The organism is Thermodesulfobacteriota bacterium, from assembly GCA_030583865.1.
In the GTDB taxonomy this organism is placed as follows: Bacteria; Desulfobacterota; GWC2-55-46; order GWC2-55-46; family GWC2-55-46; genus UBA5799.
Map to the genome: position 1 here is coordinate 1,552,335 of CP129479.1, position 19,783 is coordinate 1,572,117.

General features: G+C 59.5%; 16 protein-coding genes. 2 read left to right on the forward strand and 14 right to left on the reverse strand.

Annotation, left to right across the window (positions count from 1 at the left end):
- Positions 1–142: 142 nt before the first annotated feature.
- Both nadB and QY316_07330 read left to right on the forward strand, forming a co-directional pair.
- Positions 143–1,735: an L-aspartate oxidase gene (gene nadB / locus QY316_07325; protein WKZ31732.1), complete on the forward strand. Its 1,593-nt coding sequence runs from the start codon at positions 143–145 to the stop codon at positions 1,733–1,735.
- Between the two features lie 327 nt (positions 1,736–2,062).
- The gene (locus QY316_07330) at positions 2,063–3,994 is read left to right on the forward strand and encodes a copper-translocating P-type ATPase (GenBank protein ID WKZ34096.1); all 1,932 of its coding nucleotides are present in this window, start codon (positions 2,063–2,065) and stop codon (positions 3,992–3,994) included.
- A gap of 12 nt (positions 3,995–4,006) precedes the next feature.
- Here the strand turns inward: QY316_07330 and QY316_07335 are convergent, their stop codons facing one another.
- The 14 genes from QY316_07335 to QY316_07400 all read right to left on the reverse strand — a co-directional run bounded on the left by QY316_07335 (position 4,007) and on the right by QY316_07400 (position 19,777).
- A complete protein-coding gene (locus tag QY316_07335; protein WKZ31733.1) occupies positions 4,007–5,068 on the reverse strand; it encodes a response regulator in 1,062 nt (353 codons plus the stop codon).
- Positions 5,065–5,883, reverse strand: a complete 819-nt coding sequence (locus QY316_07340; GenBank protein ID WKZ31734.1) for a tetratricopeptide repeat protein — start codon at positions 5,881–5,883, stop codon at positions 5,065–5,067. Before QY316_07340 ends, QY316_07335 begins: the two co-directional genes overlap by 4 nt.
- Positions 5,884–6,648: 765 nt before the next feature.
- Positions 6,649–7,389: a hypothetical protein gene (locus QY316_07345; GenBank protein WKZ31735.1), complete on the reverse strand. Its 741-nt coding sequence runs from the start codon at positions 7,387–7,389 to the stop codon at positions 6,649–6,651.
- A gap of 72 nt (positions 7,390–7,461) precedes the next feature.
- On the reverse strand, positions 7,462–8,307 hold the full coding sequence (locus QY316_07350; GenBank protein WKZ31736.1) for a hypothetical protein: 846 nt from the start codon (positions 8,305–8,307) through the stop codon (positions 7,462–7,464).
- A gap of 168 nt (positions 8,308–8,475) precedes the next feature.
- Positions 8,476–9,669 (reverse strand): S-layer homology domain-containing protein, encoded by a 1,194-nt coding sequence (locus QY316_07355; protein WKZ31737.1) that lies wholly within the window; start codon positions 9,667–9,669, stop codon positions 8,476–8,478.
- Between the two features lie 8 nt (positions 9,670–9,677).
- Positions 9,678–10,637, reverse strand: a complete 960-nt coding sequence (locus tag QY316_07360) for a CsgG/HfaB family protein (protein ID WKZ31738.1) — start codon at positions 10,635–10,637, stop codon at positions 9,678–9,680.
- Positions 10,634–11,311, reverse strand: a complete 678-nt coding sequence (locus tag QY316_07365) for a DUF799 family lipoprotein (GenBank protein ID WKZ31739.1) — start codon at positions 11,309–11,311, stop codon at positions 10,634–10,636. The genes QY316_07360 and QY316_07365 overlap by 4 nt, the downstream gene beginning before the upstream one ends.
- A gap of 119 nt (positions 11,312–11,430) precedes the next feature.
- Positions 11,431–12,645 carry a flagellar assembly protein T N-terminal domain-containing protein gene (locus QY316_07370; protein WKZ31740.1) on the reverse strand — a complete coding sequence of 405 codons (1,215 nt, stop codon included), beginning with the start codon at positions 12,643–12,645 and terminating at the stop codon, positions 11,431–11,433.
- 486 nt (positions 12,646–13,131) lie between these two features.
- Complete coding sequence (locus tag QY316_07375) at positions 13,132–14,307, reverse strand: M20 family metallopeptidase (GenBank protein ID WKZ31741.1); 1,176 nt, start codon at positions 14,305–14,307, stop codon at positions 13,132–13,134.
- 213 nt (positions 14,308–14,520) lie between these two features.
- Positions 14,521–15,684, reverse strand: coding sequence for a sulfate adenylyltransferase (sat, locus tag QY316_07380; protein ID WKZ31742.1), 1,164 nt, complete (start codon positions 15,682–15,684; stop codon positions 14,521–14,523).
- Between the two features lie 180 nt (positions 15,685–15,864).
- Positions 15,865–16,563, reverse strand: coding sequence for a phosphoadenylyl-sulfate reductase (locus tag QY316_07385; GenBank protein ID WKZ31743.1), 699 nt, complete (start codon positions 16,561–16,563; stop codon positions 15,865–15,867).
- Positions 16,532–17,056 carry a universal stress protein gene (locus QY316_07390; GenBank protein ID WKZ31744.1) on the reverse strand — a complete coding sequence of 175 codons (525 nt, stop codon included), beginning with the start codon at positions 17,054–17,056 and terminating at the stop codon, positions 16,532–16,534. Before QY316_07390 ends, QY316_07385 begins: the two co-directional genes overlap by 32 nt.
- A gap of 1 nt (position 17,057) precedes the next feature.
- Positions 17,058–18,485, reverse strand: a complete 1,428-nt coding sequence (locus tag QY316_07395) for a DASS family sodium-coupled anion symporter (GenBank protein WKZ31745.1) — start codon at positions 18,483–18,485, stop codon at positions 17,058–17,060.
- 101 nt (positions 18,486–18,586) lie between these two features.
- Complete coding sequence (locus tag QY316_07400) at positions 18,587–19,777, reverse strand: radical SAM protein (protein WKZ31746.1); 1,191 nt, start codon at positions 19,775–19,777, stop codon at positions 18,587–18,589.
- Positions 19,778–19,783 lie beyond the last annotated feature (6 nt).

Below are 19,783 nucleotides of genomic sequence, written 5' to 3' on the forward strand. Positions count from 1 at the left end.
AAAACCGGTCTTGCCTTAATCTGGGAATCATCTCTGTATCAATATCGCTGGAAGGCGCGGAAAGGTTTAGTATTTTTTTAGGCCCGCGCGGCCCGGCCCTCCCCTGGGGCACGGGCATTTTCCCAAAAAAGGAGCTGTCTTCTTGGAGTTAAAATCCGATTTTCTGGTCATAGGCACCGGCATCGCCGGCCTCGCGTTCGCCCTTAAGGCTGCCGAGGCCGGGAGCGTCGCCATCGTAACCAAAAGGGACATGAGCGAGTCGGCTACCTACTATGCCCAGGGCGGGATAGCATCGGTCCTGAGCGCCGAGGACACCTTCGACGCGCACGTGAAAGACACGCAGGACGCCGGGGCCGGGCTCTGCAAAAGCGAAATAGTCGAGATGGTCGTGAGGGACGGCCCGGCAAGGATACAGGAGCTAATCCAGCTCGGCGTGAAGTTCTCGAGCAGGAAGGGGAACGGGAGCGAGCTGGACCTCGGGAAAGAGGGCGGCCACTCGAAGAGGAGGATAGTCCACGCCGAGGACCTGACCGGCAGGGCGGTCGAGGAGGCCCTTGTCTCCGCCGTAAGGTCACACCCGCGTATCTCGGTCCACGAGAACCACATCGCGATAGACCTCATCTGCCATACCAAGTTCGTAGGCCCTGCCCCCGGGGAGACGGTCTGGGGCGCGTATGTCCTCGACAAGGATACCGGCGAAATATCGACTTTCCTCGCGGGCGCCACGATACTCGCGACCGGCGGGGCCGGGAAGGTCTATCTCTACACGAGCAACCCTGACGTCGCCACGGGCGACGGAATAGCAATGGGCTACAGGGCCGGGGCCGAGATAGCGAACATGGAGTTCGTCCAGTTCCACCCGACCTGCCTCTACCACCCCAGGGCCAAGAGCTTCCTCATATCCGAGGCGGTCCGCGGCGAGGGCGGGGTTCTCCTTCTAAAGGACGGGACCCCGTTCATGAAGAAGCACCACCCGATGGCGGACCTTGCCCCCAGGGACATAGTCGCCAGGGCCATAGACTACGAGCTTAAAAAGAGCGGCGACGACTGCGTCTACCTCGACATAAGCTTCAGGCAGCCGGAGTTCGTAAGAGAGCGTTTCCCGAACATTTACAGGAAGTGCCTCGAATTCGGCTTCGACATGACCAGGGAGCCGCTGCCGGTCGTCCCGGCGGCCCATTACACCTGCGGCGGTGTAAGGACCGACGGCTTCGGGAGGAGCAGCATAACAAGGCTATACGCAATAGGAGAGGCCGCCTGCACGGGCCTTCACGGGGCCAACCGCCTGGCCTCCAACTCGCTCCTCGAGGCCCTGGTCTTCGCGCACAGGGCGGCGGACGACGCGCGGAAACTCGTAATGACCGAACGCAAAAGCCTGCCCTCCATACCGCGCTGGCAGACCGGAGAGGCAGTCGTGAGCGAAGAGGCGGTCGTAATCACCCAGAACTGGGACGAGATACGTCGGTTCATGTGGAACTATGTGGGCATAGTGCGCTCCGACAGGCGGCTTGAGAGGGCCGAGAGGAGGATAGAGCTCCTTAAGAACGAGATAAACCAGTACTACTGGGATTTCACAATCACCAATAACCTTGTAGAGCTCAGGAACATCGCAACGGTCGCTGAGCTCATCATAAGGTCGGCCCTCACGAGAAAGGAATCCAGGGGGCTCCACTACAACCTCGACCACCCCGAAAGGGATGAGAAGTTCCTTCACGACACAATCCTGAGAATCTGACATATCCAGCTTTCCGGTCAATCAACTTAACAGCTTGCTGAAAAACTCCGTTTTTATTCAGGCTGCTCAAAAAGCTCCGGATGCGAGGCCCCGCTGGAACAGGGAAGCGAGGAATGAGGCGTACTTTTCGTGTACGCCTTCGTAGCCAGCGACTTAGCCTTCTAAGCAGATGGACTTTTTCAGCAGCCTGCTAAAACGCCGCCCAACCGGCTTAAAAACTGCTATCCTCAGAAAAAGGAGGTGCGGCGGATGCACGAACACGTCCATGCCGGGCACGGAAAAAAAATGATGCCGCCGGAGAGGGCGGGCACGGAGAGCCATGCCGGAATGACCGCCGACTACCGGAGGCGCTTCATCGTCTGCACAATCCTCACGTTCCCGGTCCTCATGCTCTCTCCCATGCTCCAGGAGTGGACAGGGCTTGTCTTCAGGTTTCCTGGCGACACGCTTCTCCTTCTCGCCTTTTCGACCGCGATTTACTTGTACGGCGGCACCCCTTTCATAAGGTCAAGCTTTGAGGAACTCCGGGCCAGGAACCCGGGGATGATGACCCTTATCGCGCTCGCGATAACCGTAGCCTTTCTCTACAGCGCCGCCGTGGCGTTCGGCTTCGAGGGAGCGGCGCTCTTCTGGGAGCTCGCCACCCTCGTGGATATCATGCTCCTCGGCCACTGGATTCAGATGAGATCGCTCCTGGGGGCCTCAAGCGCGCTTGACGCGCTCGCGCGGCTCATGCCGTCGGTCGCCCACAGGGTAGGCGCCGGCGGGAGCGTGGAGGACACCCCGATAGAGGAGATCAGGCCCGGCGACCGGGTGATGGTAAGGCCCGGGGAAAAGGTCCCGGCGGACGGGACGATAACCGAGGGGGAGAGCTCGGTCGATGAATCCATGCTGACCGGAGAATCAGTGCCCGTGGAAAAGGCCCCGGGTGACAAGGTCATAGGCGGCTCCATAAACGCCGAGGGCTCGCTCACCGTAAGCGTCGACAAGAGCGGGGGCGAATCGTACCTCTCCGATATAATGGGGCTCGTAAGGGCGGCTGAGGAGAGCAGATCGAGGAGCCAGGACCTGGCGAACAGGGCCGCCAGATGGCTCACCTTCGTAGCCATAGTCGCGGGCGCCGCTACCTTCCTCGCCTGGTGGGCCGTATCCGGCCAGGAGTCCGCGTTCGCCATAGAGCGCATGGTGACGGTCATGGTCATATCATGCCCGCACGCGCTCGGCCTTGCCGTGCCGCTCGTGGTGGCGGTCTCGACCGCGCTCTCCGCCGGGAAGGGGCTTCTCATACGCGACCGCATCTCCTTCGAGGAGGCAAGGCGCATACAGACGATCATATTCGACAAGACCGGCACGCTCACGGAAGGCAGGTTCGGAGTGACCGACACCGCCGGCTTCGGCGGCAGGGACGGAAAAGAAGCGCTCCTCCTCGCCGCCTCAATCGAGGCAAACTCCTCGCACCCCATAGCCAGGGCCATAGCCGGTTCCGTAGAGGAGCGGCTGCCTGTGGAAGGCTTCAGGTCGCTTCCGGGAAAGGGCGCAGAGGGGACTGTCCGGGGCCGCGACGTCAAGGTAGTAAGCCCCGGCTACATGAGGGAGAACGGCATTGCGTTCGACTCGGGCGCGTACGAGAGGCTTACGGGCGAGGGAAAAACGGTCGTCTTCGTGGTCTCGGAAGGGAAAGCGGTCGGGGCCATTGCGCTTGCAGACAGGATACGGCCCGAGTCGATGGAGGCCGTAAGGCGGCTCAAGGAAATGGGGATAACGCCCGTGATGCTGACCGGGGACAACAGGAACGCAGCGGGGGCGGTCGCGAGGGAGCTCGGCATCGAGGAGTACTTCCCGGAAGTCCTGCCGGAGAAGAAGGCGGAAAAGGTCAGGGAGGTGCGGGCAAGGGGGCTCAAGGTGGCCGTGGTAGGCGACGGGGTAAACGACGCGCCAGCCCTCGCGGAGGCCGACGTAGGGATAGCGATAGGCGCCGGGACCGACGTGGCCGTGGAGGCGGCGGGCATAATACTCGTAAGGAACAACCCTCTCGACGCGGTCTCGATCATCGGCCTTGCCAGGGCGACCCACAGGAAGATGGCCGAGAACCTTGCCTGGGCTGCCGGCTACAACGTCTTCGCGATACCGCTAGCCGCCGGGGTGCTCTACGGATACGGGATACTCCTGAGCCCGGCTTTCGGGGCCGTACTCATGTCGCTAAGCACGGTCATAGTCGCGGTAAACGCAAGGCGGCTCAAGGTGCCGGAGGCGGGCTGATGCTTTCGCGTGCTATCTTGCCGGATGGAGCCTTATCGTTACGGTCGTGCCCCTGCCCTTCTCGCTCTCGACCTCTATCTCTCCGCCGTGGTCCTGGACGATGCGGTAGGTGATGGTAAGGCCGAGCCCTGCGCCCTCGAACTTGGTCGACTGGAACGGGTTGAATATCTTCCTTATCTCCTCCCTGGTCATGCCCACGCCGGTGTCGGTCACGCGTATCGCGATTGCTTCGTCCGGGGCCGGTGCCGTCTCGACGGTTATCGCCCCCTCCCCCTCTATAGCCTCTACCGAGTTCTGGAGGACGTTGAATATGGCGGTCTTCATGTTGCCGTAATCGTAGCTCACGGGAGGGGGGTCAGGCATGAGCCTGGCCTTCACGTCAATCTTTCTACCGAGCCCCTCTATGTACTCCCTTATGTCGTTTGCCGCGTCCCCGGCGACCTTGTTTATGTTGCCTTTCACGAGGGTGGAGACAAGTATCCTCTTGTACTCGTCTATCCTCCCGAGCATGCGCTCGAGCCGCTCGACCGACCTGATTATCCACTGGGCGTATTCCCTGTGCTGGGGGTCTGTCTCGTGCTCGTAAAGCCTTCTGGCTATGCCGCCGATGGCAGTAAGGGGGTTCCTTATCTCGTGGGCTATGCCGTCTACCATCTCGCCGAGGGCCGCGACCTTTTCGGTGTCCCTGAGCTTGGTCTGGAGGGCCCTCATCCTGAGGAGCGATTTGACCCTGGCCGCCACCTCCTGGAGGCTGTAGGGCTTGTTTATGTAGTCCTCGGCGCCGACCTCGAACCCGAGCACCTTGTCCTCGACCTCGGCCCTGCCCGTGAGCATGATGACCGGGATGTACCTCGTCTCCTCCCTCGATTTGAGGTGCCTGAGCGTCTCGTACCCGTCCATCTGGGGCATCATTACGTCCATTATGACGAGGTCCGGGTGAAAGGTCGTCACCTTCTTGAGCGCCTCGAGGCCGTTGCCGGCGGTCTCGATCTCATAGCCCTCCCGTTCGAGCTTGGCCGAAAGGAGCGCGAGGTTCCGCTCGTCGTCGTCAACGGCAAGCACGCGGGGCTTCATCTATCCCGCCTGCCGCCTTCCATTTTATTCAAAATATCCTCCTTGACTCCCGAGTAATATAGGGCCTTTTCGTCCTGGCCGAGCGCGCGAAGCACCTCGATGAGGCTTCCAAGCCCGTTTAGCGCGCCCTCTTCCGAGCCTGCCTCCCTGTAAGCGGCATATGAGCGCTCAAAGAGGAAGACCGCCTCCTCCTGCCTTCCCTTTTCGAGGCTTATCTCGGCCATCTTGCCGAGGCCGTATCCCACGTTTTCCATGTCGCCCGCCTCCCTGTCCAGCCTGTAGGCCTCCATGAAGAACGTGAGCGCGTCCGGGCTTTTCGCGGCCATGGCCGTGGACCCGAGCGCCCTGTATGATCTTGCAAGGCCGGCCTTGTCGCCCGAGCGCCGGTTCGCATCGAGAGCGGACATGAGGACTCTGGAGGCTTCCTCGTGCCTGCCGATTTCCATGAGCGCAAGCCCCCTCAAATTAAGCCTGGCGCCTGACTCATGCCCTGCCCCGGACCCCTTGCCGGCCTTATCCAATGCCCTTAGCGCCTTTTCCGGATTGCCGGAAAGAAGCCAGGCCTCGGCCTGCAAGTCATAAGCTGCTGAAAGCCCCTTCTCGTTATTGAGCTTCTTCCCAAGCCTCACGGCCTGTCCGGTTGTTTTTTCGGCCTCTACATACCTTCCGGCTGAGACGAGGGCCTTGCCCATATCCAGGAGCGCGGACAATTCCCCTTGCCTGTCGCCCCCCTTCCTCTTCTCATCCAGGGTTTTTCGAAGGCCGTCCAAGGCGTCCGAATTGCCGCCGGCCAGGGCCGGGCCCCTGGTTTCCACATCTCCAGCCCCAGGCGCCTTGAGCGCGCAGCCCTGAAAAGAAAATGAGGATATGAAAAGCAGCAATACTAACCTGAAAAGGCCGGTCCTCATCTTGTCCTTAAAACGAGCTCTCGTACTTCATTATCCATTTTCGCCATAAGCGCTTGATTTGTAAAGCCCCCGGGCAATACTTACACCCATTATGCCCGGCAGTCAAGAGGGTTTTTGCCCACGAACACTGACATAAGTGCCCGTTTCTGAAAGCTTCCGGAGAATCGTCCTGCAAAGATGGATCTACCCCGTGGATTATAGCAGGGTATTGAAACACACCCTGCCAGGCAATGAACTGATGGATTGCCAAATTTGCGAAGACTATCCAAGTCGAGCAATTTGTGCCTGGACGGATTCATTCCGGCCAAGCCGTGGTTGAAAAGGTCCAGGAAGGCCTTTCATCCTGCCCAAGTCAGCGGCTGAGGGAAATGGATGGCTGCCCGGCTTGATATCCGGGCCATGATTTTTTCAGCTCAAAAGAAAGGCTCCCCTCCCCCGATAGAGGGAGGGGATTGCAAACGGAAGCGAGAAAGATTCCGGTTGGATTCAGAGGTGCATATGCTATCTGACAGCTTGCTGAAAAACTCCGTTTTTATTCAGGCTGCTCAAAAAGCTCCAGATGCGAGGCCCCCGTTGGAACAGGGAAGCGAGGAATAAGGCGTACTTTTCGTGTCCGCCGGGAGTGTCAAGCGACATAGCCTTCGGCGCAGATGGACTTTTTCAGCAGCACTGTTAAAAATCCGCCCTCAACATCACAAACGGCCCCTTGAGCGTCAGGTCCGCGAGGTCGGAGTCGTGCTCCGCGTGCAGCCTGAAATACCTGTAGCCCCCGGAGATGACCATGAACGGGATAGGCTCGAAGTTGATTGAAGCCTCCGCGTCAACAAGATAGGCCTCGCTCCCCAGCGTGATGCCCGTGACCTCGCCGCCCACGCTTAAGAGGAACGGGAGGGCAGCCTGTGCTGCCAGGCCGATTGTCGGGAGGGGCGCCTTGAAGTCCTCGGTCTCGTCCACCCCGGTCGTTTTGAGCGACGCCTTGCCGTCGAAATACTTCAACTCGAATATGACGCCCAGATGGTTGTCGAGGGTGTCGATGATATTGTACTGATAGCCCAGGCGGTGGTAATCGACCCGGAGTTCCGAGTCGACCACATCACTGACCGAGAATATTGAATCCCCGAATTCTATGTCCCTGGTTATCGTGTTCCGCCCTTCCCACTTAAGGGGCATGAAGCCGTACCGAAGCCTGTGGCTCCCGAGCTCGAGCGTTATACGCGCGTCGATGAAGTTCTCGTCGTCTACCCCGAGGTCGTCGACAAGGTCGATATTCGTCCCTGTGCCGCCGTCCACAAACCTTATGTTCCCGTCGATGTCGGAAAACCAGTACCTCCCTTCGATGTCAACGAGCGCGAAAGCCGGACCGGCACCCAAAAGCATGAATAGCATCGTAAAGAACGCAGCCAGTTTTTTCACGAACTACCTCCTTTTCATACTTAAACAGTCAATATTGTCATTTCGGCGCAATCACAGGTGAGCTTTAGGTATTCAGTCGAGGACGAATATTATCCGGGCGGCCTCCAGATACCTCCCGGACTGGTTTGAGGCGAAGACGACGCTCGCTTCCGCCGCGCCAAGCTCCAGGTCGGTCGGTGATTTCGATACCCTGCCGGCCCTTAACACGATAGGGTTCATCGAGCCCCTCTGAAAAAGAAGCTCTCTTGCCCTTTCCAGGTCGCTCGTATATCCCGGAGCGCCGCCTTGGGCAACCATTTCGCGCGAAAGCCTCGAGGGGTCGTAGACCACCTCGCCCCCGGCGGTCACGACCCTGTTGAGGAGCGCAGGCTTGAACCCGATGCCGCGCGCGTCTATGATGAGCCCGTCAGGGCCGGACTGCGCTATGGCGATCCCGCGGTATTCCGGAAGCTGCGGCATCGTCCCCGAGATTACCGGCAGAATGGCGCCCAAGGCGTCCGGGATGCGAATCGCAAGATATACCGCTCCGGTGCCCGTCTCAGGGTCGTAGACCTCTTTTACGACCTCGGCGCCTGTTATTATTCCCTGGACTGACGTCCGCACCTGGTCCGAGGAGGCGGATGCGTTGAAGAGAGTCGTCTCTCCTGAAATGGCCACCCCGTCGAGCCTCTCGGTTATCTCGCGATAGGCGGCTATCTTTGCGGCCCTCAGGGCAAGGAGACGCTTCTGGGCATGCGAGAAACTTCCCTCAGGGGCGGCCCCCTCGCCCTTGACGGTCAGGACGCCTTTGACGAAGGCGTCCCTGGCCCCGTTTGTCTCTTCAGGGAAGGCGGCTTCGGTTGCCCTGGCCTCTGAAGGCGATGCCAGGATGGCAGCCAGCAGGCCGAAACAAATGGAAAGCAAAAGAAGCTTCTTCATGCGTCCCTCCCTTTTAATAGATTGCCGAACAAAAAAAATCTCATTCAGGCTGCTCAAAAAGCTCAAGATGCAAGGAGTCGAAAAATGAGGAATGAGGCGTACTTTTATTGTACGCCGGAGTGTACAATTTTGAGACGACGCAGCAGATCGGGCTTTTTCAGCAACCTGCTAATGCATGTTGAGACGGTACTTGAGAGTCCTCACCGCCATTATCGCCTCGGCGCCGTCAACGTACTCATCGGGCCTGAACTCTCCTGAGAGCGCGGTCTCCATGAGCCCCCGCGTGGTCACGCTCATGATGGCGTTATACCACGGCGATGAGGGCTCGACGTCCGGGAACGGCGAATTGCGGTGCCCGAGGAACGCCGTCGCGATCTTCTCGTCACCTGAAAGCTTTATGACGATGTCTTCGAGCGCCAGGGCCAGCTCCTTCCTTTTAAGGGGCTCTTCGGGCCTGAAGAGATACGCCCTCGTCGTCTCGTCGTATACGGGCTCAAGGCCCCTTACACCAAGCCGGACGAGCATCGAGACCTCCTCCTTCAAGGGGCTCCCCAGCATATCGGCGGGAATGAACCCCGCCTCTTTCGCCTTTACGGGTATCCGCCCCTCAAACAGTTTTTCGACCTTGAGCTCGTCTATGAGGAGCGCCGCCATCTCGACCCTGCTTACGGTATCCCTGAGCGCTATCTCCTTCCCGATATCGCCGAAGGTCACCCCGGAAAGGGCCCTTACGACCTTGTCCGTCCTTTTCCAGGCCTGGTCAGCCGGGCCGTGCCACTTGCCGTCGCTCCCGGAGTCGAGGACATGCTTGAACCTCTCCCCCGCCGGCTGGAACTCCCTCGCTTCGAGGTAGGCGGCGCCCATGAAGTAGTCCGCCGCTTCCCTGTCCCGGTAGAATGGAAGCCCCTGCCTTTCCTCCACCTTGAGCCCGGCTGCAGCCTTGTGCGACTTTTCCGCCTCCCTGAGCCAGTCCTTCTCCTTGAGTACCATAGCTACACGCATCTCCGCGAGCCTGACCGCGAAAGAATCATCGGGCGAGGAGGAAAGCTTCCTTGCCTTTTCGAGGCGCTCGTTTATCCTCTTGACGTCCGTCCGCCTGTATTCCTCGTCTTTCTGCGTGCCCGCCTTGATTGCCGCCGCTATCGCGGCGCCTGAGTGAGCTGGCGAGTACCTTTCGTCGCACCAGGATGCGCGGCTGAATTTCTCAAGGGCCGCGTCCGTCCTTCCCTTTTCCAGAAGCTCCATCCCGGCAAGATAATGGTGCATGGGGTTATCCTCGGGGGATGTGCACCTCATCTCGGGTTTCGAGCACCCGGACACGGCGAAAACGGCCATTGCAAGGAAAAGAGCGAACCAGCGCATCGGGCCTCCTATTGTTTAACCCTGATCACGTCCCCTGCCTTGAATCCACTCCCGGCGGTCGTACGGGCGACCGATATCCTTTCGCCCTGGTGCGAATCGAGCGCGACCTCTCCTATGAGCTTCTCTCTCTTGCCTATGACCCTGCCGGTATCCGGGTCAACGAGGTCCTCGCCGGGCCTGTAGACGGAGAACACGGTGCCCGAGGCAAGGCGGCTCCTGGTCCCCGCGCGTATCGTAATTTCCGGGCCGTCCACATGGAGCACCCTGCCCTGGAAGGGCATCTGGTTGAGCTTCTCGGCCATCTTGGTCATGGCCTTGGAAAGCGCGTCCCTCAATGCGCCGTCGCGGAGGCCGGGGTCGGCGGTGGATTTGCCGCCGAGGCCGAATACCCCGCCCGTCGTCTTCGAGTACTCGCCCATGCCGGACTCGGCGAGAAGGCTCTTCCCGGTAGCCACGTCCACCAGGGCGTAGTCTACCTGCACCCTTGCTATGTGCTTTTTACGCTGGGCGACGAGCGTGTCCATCGATTCCTCGATCTCATGGTAGGAGGTTACCGACCCTGTTATCCTGAAATCCACCGAGTCGAAGCCCCCGGACGTGTCCTTTATCCCCTTCTTAAGGGCCCCTGTCTGCTCAAGCTCCATGAGCCTTTCCTGCTGGCCTATCTCGCCCTTTGTAAGCACTATGGGCTCGAGCCCGGTCTGCTTCACGAGGGTCCTCAGGATATCGGTAGCCGCCTCGCCCACGCCGATGGTCTTGGCAGGGGTCTTGTTGTCGAACTCGAGTATGGCGACGTTATACTCAGGCCCCTTGTACATCGCACCGGCCTCCTCGAGCTTCTTGGTCTGGCCGGTAAGGGTGATATCGTCCTTGACCACCCCGGATGTCTTTACGCCACAACCGGCGCTCATAACGCCCGCCATGAAAATGCATATCAGAAAAACGACCTTTGCTGCGCTTGCCTTCATTCCCGGTTACCTCCTTCGTTGTCCTTGCCGCCTTGAAGCCTTACCGGCCTTCCGGGCCCGGAGGGCATCCTTGCCATTACCCTTTTCATCATGCTGTCCGTCTCGAGCCAGAGGTGCACACCAAAGGCCTTTGTAAGGAGCTTCTCGCCGAACGACAGTATCGCGGCCTCCTCTATTTTTTTCGTGGCCCCCGCGATGAGCACGTGCCAGTCTTCGAGGCCGCTTATCCCGTCAAGCCCCTTTATGGCGCTATACGAATCAAGGCCGTCGTCAACGGCTTCCTTCAATATTGTCAGCCCGAGTCCCGCCTCGCTCCCGGCTATGAAGCTCTTTACGCCCAGGCCCCTCGACCATATCACCTCTCCGGTCCGGGCGTCCACCATCTTGAACCCGGCCCTGACCTTTTTCATGTTGTACACCCCGGTGGTCACGTTGTCGAAGTTGAGGACGTAGCCGTACACAAGGGCGTCCACCCCGAGCAGTTCGCCTAATGCCAGGGGGTCGGTGAGCTCGAGCTGGCTCCCGAGCGTTATGCCCATCCGGTTAAGGAGGAGCGAGTCCACCTCCTTTAGCGGCATGGGCATGTAATGCATCCGCGCAGCCCTCCTCTGGAACTCCTCCCTTATGGCCATCGGCCCGCCTACGTCGTTAGTAGCGTTGTAGAACGGTAGCACGGCCAGCGTGTAGACCGGTGTCGACGGGTTCGGCGGATATCTCGGGACGTGGGCGGCGCATGATGCCAGGAAGAGGAGGAGGACCGGAAGAAGCGCCCATCTTGGGTCGAATAAATGTCTCAGTCGTACGCCTCCACCTCTATCGCGTTCTGGGCCGCTCCCGTTACCCTGAAGCCCCTGAGCCTTGATATATCGTCGGCGATCGCCTGGGCAGGCACCCTGGATTCGACTTCAAAGAAAGCCTCGTTGCCATCGAACCTCCGCTGGTAAATGGCGAGCACGCCCCTTGCGCCGGTGCGTAGAAGCCTCTTGAACTCGATCGCCCTGGCGTAATCGGCCCCTTTAAGCGTGATTGTGAACGAGACGGGGCCTACCCACTTCGAGCTGATGTCCTTTGCCAGCCCCTCCGCAAGCTCTTCCGAGGCCCTTGAGAGCGCGTCCATAGGGCCTTTATCAGCCGATATGTGCCTTGAGGTAGCGTGCCCTTTTCCTGAGGCAAGGAGGCTGCCGTCGTCGACCCTTACGGCCTGGGCCGTGACGTCGGCGAGCCAGGTGACCATTGCCGTGCCCCCGGTCCTCGGTCCTTCCGTTGCGACGGCCTTACCGAAGACCACGATCTCTGCGTTTACCTTGCCTGCAGCCTCCCTGGCGCTTTCGCCTGAAATGTCAGAGGGCCAGTACGGGTCAACGGGTGTTATTGCCCCGGGGCTTCCGGCCATGTCCACCACGTTGAAGCCCTTGCGGAGGAAAAGCTCCATCAGGGCCGCGGTAGCCGCACCAACCGTGCGTTCCCCGGCATCCCTCCCCATGTACGCCTCGGGCCGCCACCAGGAGGTAAAGCCCCTGTCGCCCGGCATCTTCTCGGAAATCATGAAGAGCACCCTTGGCCGCTCGGCCTTCCGCTGCAAAAGGCCCATTGCGTCGAGGTCGCCCTCGAGGCCTGCCGTCGAGACGACGGCCCTGACCCTGACCTGGTATACGCTGCCGGACCTCGATTCATCCAGGACGTCATAGGACTTCACGTACCCGGCGGCGTTGGTGTAGACGGTATCGCGGAGCACCTCGAAGCTTTCGACCACGGTCTCGGAAGAGACCACCATTCCGACGGCCTGCTCGACCGCCTTTCGGAGCGCGTCCGCTATCGCGCCGTCCCTCGCTGCAGGGATATTGGGACCGGCTACGGAAGCCGTGCCGATTGCCTCAAGGGTTATCGGGATATCGTCGCCAGCCAATGAACCTGAAACCTGGAAAAAAGGGATGAGCAGGATAAGCGCGGAAAAGATGAGGAGTATTTTTTTGCGGCTCAAGCAAACGCCCCATGTCCCTTCAAACATGAAACCCTCCTTTCCTGGGCCGCAAATATCACGCGAAGCGATGTGAAAGGCAAAGGTACTTACCCCGTATATATCACATATGGAGGAGAAAATCCAATGGGCTGACGCCCTGAAAGGCACCCGATATCAGTAACGGGTATGTCAGGCAGGAATCTTTTATCAAAAGACAATCGCAAAATGCCCTTGAACGCGCTGCCGCCCTTTTTGGGATAAGGCTCCGCGCACTTTCCGCCTCCATCCTCCGGGCTCGGCCCTTATGTCGCTCTGCCCCTTTGGGGCCTCGCTCCTGCTGCCCGCCTCGCACGCCCCTCCCCCAACCCAATGTTCGCTCCGCCTTATGCCCCGGGGTTGTTTTTGAAAGACGAAAAGAAACCGCGCGGATACGCGGAAAAGGCATTTCAGTACCTACTCTAATATCAAACGGGAGAGCAAAAAAGGGCTTTTGCGGTAAGGCGCATAAAACTACTTGGGCCTGACTTGCGCTTCCTATTCCGTTTCCCTGAAATCCTTCATTATGGCTTCGAGCGCCTCGGGGTTGAAGAATAGCTCTATCGCGGTTAGGCCCAATGCCTTCACGCCTTCCATGAGCGCCCTGTGTCCGTCGGGCGTTATTGTGGCGTCGGCAAAGTCGTGGGTGTGGATATTTATGCCCTTCCTTATGGGCACGTGGGGATGGATGGTGGGTATGATCTGCGATACGTTCCCGATGTCGGATGAGCCGACGTTCTTTTCAGGGGCCTCTCCGTCTTCCTTGAGGCCCAGCTGCTCCAAGGCGCGCCTGTACACGCCGGCAAAGGCCATGTTTATCTTCATGGGCGCGTTGAGGTCCCCGCCTTCCGTGGCATCGAGCGTGCAGCCGGTCGATTTGGCCGCGCCCCTTGCGCACTCGATGACCCTTTCCTTTACGGAGGCGAGCTCTTTCAAGTCCTTCGCCCTTACGTAGAAGCTCGCGGATGCCCTCTCCGGGATTATGTTCGGGGCCTTGCCGCCGTCGGTTATAATGCCGTGCACCCGGACGTCTCCCCTCATCTGCTGGCGGAGAAGCCCTATTGAAGTGAAAAGGAGTATCACCGCGTCAAGGGCGTTAACGCCCTCCTCCGGGTAGGCCGAGGCGTGGCTGGATTTGCCGTGGAAGGTGAAGTTGAGGCGGACGAGACCGAGGAAGTGCTTGACCACCCTCCGGCCCGACGAGCCGTGTACCATCATGGCCGCGTCAACTCCGTCGAAGACGCCGGCCTTTATCATCTCTATCTTCCCTTTGCCCAGCTCCTCCGCAGGGGTGCCCAAGACAAGGAGCGTGCCCTTGCCCGGCGAAAGCTTCCCGGCAATAGCCTTTGCGAGGGCCGCGCCAGCGCCGACAGAGGCCGTGCCGCCGAGGTTGTGGCCGCACGCGTGGCCGATGCCCGGAAGCGCGTCCATCTCGGCGAGAAGCGCGATGACGGGCCCGCCCGAGCCTACCGACGCCCTGAAGGCCGTCTCCATACCGGCCATGCCTGACTCCACATGGAAGCCGTGCTCCTTAAGGAGCGCCTGCATCATCGAAGAGGTCCTTACCTCCTTGAGCCCAAGCTCCGGGTTCCTGTAGAAGTCGTCGCTTAACGCGGTGAGTCTTTTTTCAAGCCCCTCGGCGGCGGCCAGGAACTCATTCCTTGCCTCGCGCATACCTTGCCCCTCTCACAAATTCGTCTTGGCAGCCGTAACCGCTGAAAGCTGGCCGCCTTGAAGGGCGGCCCTGGTCGCCTCTAAAATGTAAAATTTCCCGTAATCAAGGAAGGCCGGGAATAAAAAGCGGAGCATACATGTGACAATGTGTGAGCGTTTTTATTCCCGTAACTACCCAGAGTCCGGGGAAAGATCGATTTTTAGAGGTGACCCTTAAGATTGGCCCTGCATCGCCTCTATAAGTATCTTCGCCACCTCCGGCCTGCTGAATTCGGGCGGCGGGTAGGTGCCGCTGCGAAGCATCTCCCTTACCTTTGTCCCTGAAAGTATGACGTGCTCGGATGCGTCGTGAGAGCAGGTCTTGTACGACGCCATGCCGACGCACCTCTTGCAGTAGAAGGTGTGGTCGAAGAAAAGCGGGGTTATGCCTATGGCCTGCGGGTCGAAGTTCTCGAAGATGTAGTGCGCGTCGAAGGTGCCGTAGTAGCTGCCGACCCCTGCGTGGTCCCTGCCGATTATGAAATGCGTGCACCCGTAGTTCTTCCTTATGAGGGCGTGGAAAACGGCCTCCTTGGGCCCGGCATAGCGCATTGCCGCCGGGTTCACGACCAGCGCGACCCTGTCCTTCGGGTAATAGTTCTCTATGAGCGCCTTGTAGCACTTCATTCGGACAGCCGCGGGTATGTCGTCGCCCTTGGTCTCGCCCACGAGCGGGTGTATGAGGATGCCGTCGACTATTTCGAGCGCGCACTTCTGTATGTACTCGTGCGCCCTGTGGATGGGGTTCCGCGTCTGGAAGCCAACGACCCTCTTCCAGCCCTTCTCCTTGAAGAGGGCCCTCGTGTCCCTGGGGTCGAGCCTCTCTTCCATGAACTGCGTGTGCACGGGCCTCTTTACGAGAGATACCTTGCCGCCAAGGAGCATGTCCCCCATCTCGTAGACCTTTTTTACGCCGGGGTGCTTGTCCTCCGCGGTCCCGTAGACCTGGATGGCTTCCTTTTCCTTGTCGTGCGGGAATATCTCCTCGATGACGAGGGTGGCGAGTATGTCGCCGTCCCCGGCTGCGAGGGCCACTTCCATGCCGGGCTTTAATGAAGCCGCCTCATCCCCGGTGGCGGAGAGGGTTATCGGCATGGTCCAGGGAAGCCCGTTCTTAAGATGCATGGTGTCCATGACGGAATGGTAGTCGTCCCTGCACATGAAGCCATCGAGCGGGCTGAACGCGCCTATGGCGATCATCTCGATGTCCGAGATCTCCCTGTCGTTCAGGGTGAGCTTCCTGAGCCCGCCGGCCTTCCGGGCGAGCTCCTCCCTTTCCTTGCCTTCAAGCGCCCTGTTCACCAGGACGCCGCCGTGCGGCTTTATGAGTCCTTCCACTTCCTGCTACCTCCTTGGGAGTATGGTTTGGCGCGATTTCTTTGAGTACAGGCTGTCTTCAAAAATCGACTATTTTTTCTGAGGTCAAGGAAGGGCGGAAATAATAAGCGGAGCATATATGGCAATATGTGAGCATTATTATTTTCGCCCTGACGCAGAGATCAGGAAAAAGAGCGATTTTTATTTGTGCAAACCGCACTCGGTCTTCTGGAACCCGGCCCACCTTCCGGCCCTCGGGTCTTCGCCCGGCGCGACCGGCTTGGTGCAGGGCTCGCATCCTATGGAAGGGTAGTTCTGGTCGTGGAGCACGTTATAGGGAACGCCGTTGGCCTTTATGTAATTCCAGACGTCCTCGGATTTCCACCTTACGAGCGGGTTGACCTTCACGAGCCCGAACTTGGCGTCCCAGGACACGACCGGCGCGTTCGCCCTCGTGGGGGCCTGGTCCCTTCTTATGCCGGTTATCCAGCACTTCAAGCCTGAAAGGGCTTCTGCCAGTGGTATCATCTTCCTTATGTCGCAGCACTTGTCCGGCTGGCTCTTCCAGAGCTCGGGCCCGTGCTCGGCGGCCATTTCCTCAAGCGTGGACTTCGCGCCGTACCTTTCGGGCTTTATGCCGTACTTCTCGATGAGCCTGTCCCTTACGCCGAGGGATTCCTTGAAGAGCAGGTCGGTGTCGAGATAGAACACCCTCGCGTCCGGCTTGATCTTTACTAGCATGTCGACGAGGGCCACGTCCTCGGCCCCGAAGCTGCAGGCGAGCGAAAGGTCGCTCGTCGAGAAGTTCTCGACCGCCCACCTGATCGCCTCTTCAGGCGCCTTGCCTTCGAGACTTTCGCTGACTTTCCTAAGCTCTTCCTCTGTCCACTTCTTTGACATCTTTCTTGTCCTCCTTTATAGGTCCCTGGCCGCCCGTAAAGACGATGACCTCGCACGGCGCTTTCTCGGCCACTTCGTCCGCGTAGCTCCGCTGGAAGTACCTGAGAATCGCCCTCTCCTTCCTCTTCACGAGCACTGCCGTTGTTATGCCCATCCCCTCTATCGCGGAGAGCACCTTTTCGACCGGCTCCCCGGCCTCCATGAGCGGCTCGAATGCCACCCCCTCCTCCATAGCCCTTATCTGAACCTTCCCTAGCTCCTCGTAACCCCTCTGCCTGTACTCCTTCATCATGGCCTCGGAGACCTGCGATGAAGGCCTGTCGCCGATGAAGCCGATATCCGAGAAGGCGTCGAACACGTCGTCAGCGGCCCCGGCCGCTATGAGGTAGAGCGCCACGAGAGCGGCCTTATCCTCCCTGGCCCTCCTGACCGCCAAATCCAGCGCCTCGTCGGAGGATATATACGACGGGAGCACGAGAAGCACCTTTTTCATCTCAATACCCCATGCCTATGAGCGGCCACCAGAAGGCCGCGACGAGGTTGAAGAGGACCCACGCCAGCACGTTCACGATGACGCCAGCCCTCATCATGTCCCGCATGGATATGTAGTTCGAGGACGCGGCCAGGGCGTTGGCCGGGGTGGACATCGGAAACATGAATGCGAGCCCCGCCGGCACGGCGATGGCGAAGGTCACGAGCGCCGGGTCGAGCGCGAGCTTGTCCGCTATGGCTATGCTCGCCGGCAGGAGCACCGCTATCACGGCGGCGTTGCTCATGCCTTCCGTGAGGAAAAGGGCCAAGAGCGAAAACACCAGTATGACGCTCCACGGGCTCGTGGCCCAGCTCCCGACCATTCCGTTAACCATCCATTCCGCCGCCCCGCTCTTGTGGAGCGACGAGCCTAGGATTATGGCCCCGCCGTACATGAGTATTATACCCCAGTTGACGTATTCTTCTATATCTTTCCAACGTACGAGCTTCAGGACGAAAAGGAAGACCACCGAGGTCAGGGCGATTGACGAGAGCCCGAGCCTCCTCCCCAGGAACATCCATGCGAGGACGGTTGCCAGCATGACTACGCCAACGGCGTATTCCGTGTACCTTACCTTACCCAGGGCCTTGAGCTTCTTCCCGAGCGCCTCGGCAGCCCCCTCAACCCCCTGTATGTCCATGGGGAAGGACCTCATCAGGATGATGAACCCGAGGATGAGAAGGATGACGACCAAAGGGAACACCGCTACCGCGTAGTCGAGGAAGCCTATGGTCTGGCCCGTCATCTCGTTAAGTATCCCGACTGCGAGCGGCACCCTGGCACCGCCAAGGAAGGTCGCGATACCGCCTATGACGCAGCCCCACGCAAGGGCGAGGAAAAGGAGCTTCCCGTAATTGGACCTCCCCGGCCTTATCCCGAGGCTCTTTGATATCTCAAGCACGATAGGGAACAGCATGGCCGCTACCGCGTGCTCGGACATGAAAAACGAGAGCGCGGCGGAAAGGAGGAATATCGCCAGGACGAGTTTTTTGGGCGAACTCCCGAACCGGCTCAGCATATACAGGGCTATCCTTGTAGAGAGCCCGGAGCCCATGACCGCGCCGGCCAGTATGAACGCGCCCAGGATGAAGAAGACCGCCTCGTTCCCGAAAAGCGCATAGGTCTCCCTGGTCGAGAGGACGCCCAGGAACGGGACGAGCACGATTGCCAATATGCTCGTTATCGCGAGCGGTATCACGTTGGTGACCCATAGGACGAGGCACACTGCGAAGACGGCTATTGCCTTCTGCCCCTCGGGCGTAAGCCCCTCCGGGGTGGTCATCCCGAGTATGTAGAGGAAGGACGCGGCGAGCGTGACGAAAAAGAGCGGCCTCAGGGCCTTAAGCCCCAGGAGCACCCATATGGGCCTCGTGTCTATTTTGACGCTCAACGGGAAACTCCCAAAAAAAAGACTCCGGCAAACTGCTTAAAATCAGAGTTTACGCTCTTTTCCCGGCCTGACGCGGAGTCCGGGGAAAAGATCGTTTGCCATCAATGCTCGTGCTCGGGGTCCTTGTCCACCACCCTGAGCTTCCTTCTGAGGGACGAAAGCCCCCAGGCGGTCTTCATGCCGAGCCTGGATTTGTAGAAGCTGTCCATAAGGCCGCCTTTCGAGTCGTCGACAAGGTCCTTTATCTCCGCCGGGGTCGTGACCATGCTCAAGTCCCTCACCCAGTTGAGGTTGACTTTCTTCTTCTTGATTGCCTTATACAGGTGCTTGTAGACCGGGAGTATTATCTCGGTCGTAAGCGGCTCTATCCGGAGGTCCTTCTCGGACGAGGGCCTGTATATAGGGAGCACTGGCACAACGCCCATGTCGGTCAGGCAGTCTATGCCCATGCAGGTCGACCCGGGCGGCTCAAGCCCCACGATGAGGTGCGAGGCCACGGTCCCGTTCGGGAATATCTTCGCCGCGTACCCGAGGGCCTCCATGTACCGTTTCCTCCCTATGAGGGCCGCCCTGCCGGGGCATATTATCTCGAAGAGCTCCTTGTCGAATATCTCGAGGTTATAAAGGACCGAGTCGGCCCCGATGGCGTATGTCTCGTCTATCCAGCGGTTCTCCCTGGGCGGAAGGGCCTCCACCGCCACGAGGCAGTTGAAGTTCTTCTTTACGGCGGTTATGTATGGCTTGAGGAACTCTATCCCTCCGTCGTCGCCGGGGCTGAAGCCTATTGAAAGGTATATTATGCCGGAGGCCTTCTCCTTCAAGACCGCGCCGACCGTCTCTATTACCTCGTCGACCGTGTATACCCGGTCGGGCCCGCCTGCCACGTTGAAGTTCCCGGCGCAGTACCTGCACTCGATGCTCCGGTTGAAGAAGTCGCACCGCTTTGAAGGCGTAACTACCGTGTAGCTCCCGTGCGAGGCTGCTATGTCCCGGAAGGGAACTCCGGTGGAGGTGCTCCCGCCGCAGAAGGCCGGCTTCGGCACGAGCTTCACGGGGACCTCGCCCTTGCCGTCGGTTATGAAGTAATCCTCCCCCGACCGCCTTATGGTGTAAGGCGAGTTCCTGGTGAAGACCTCCCTGCACGGTATGTTCACCAGCGTGTCCCTCGGGAGGAGTATGTCAATGCCCGAGGAGCCGCACGCCCACGCCTGGACCACGGGGTCTTCTATCCTTATCCCCCGGAGCATGAGGTCGATCTTCAGGGAAGCCGGCTTATCTATGTACTTTCCCATTCACAA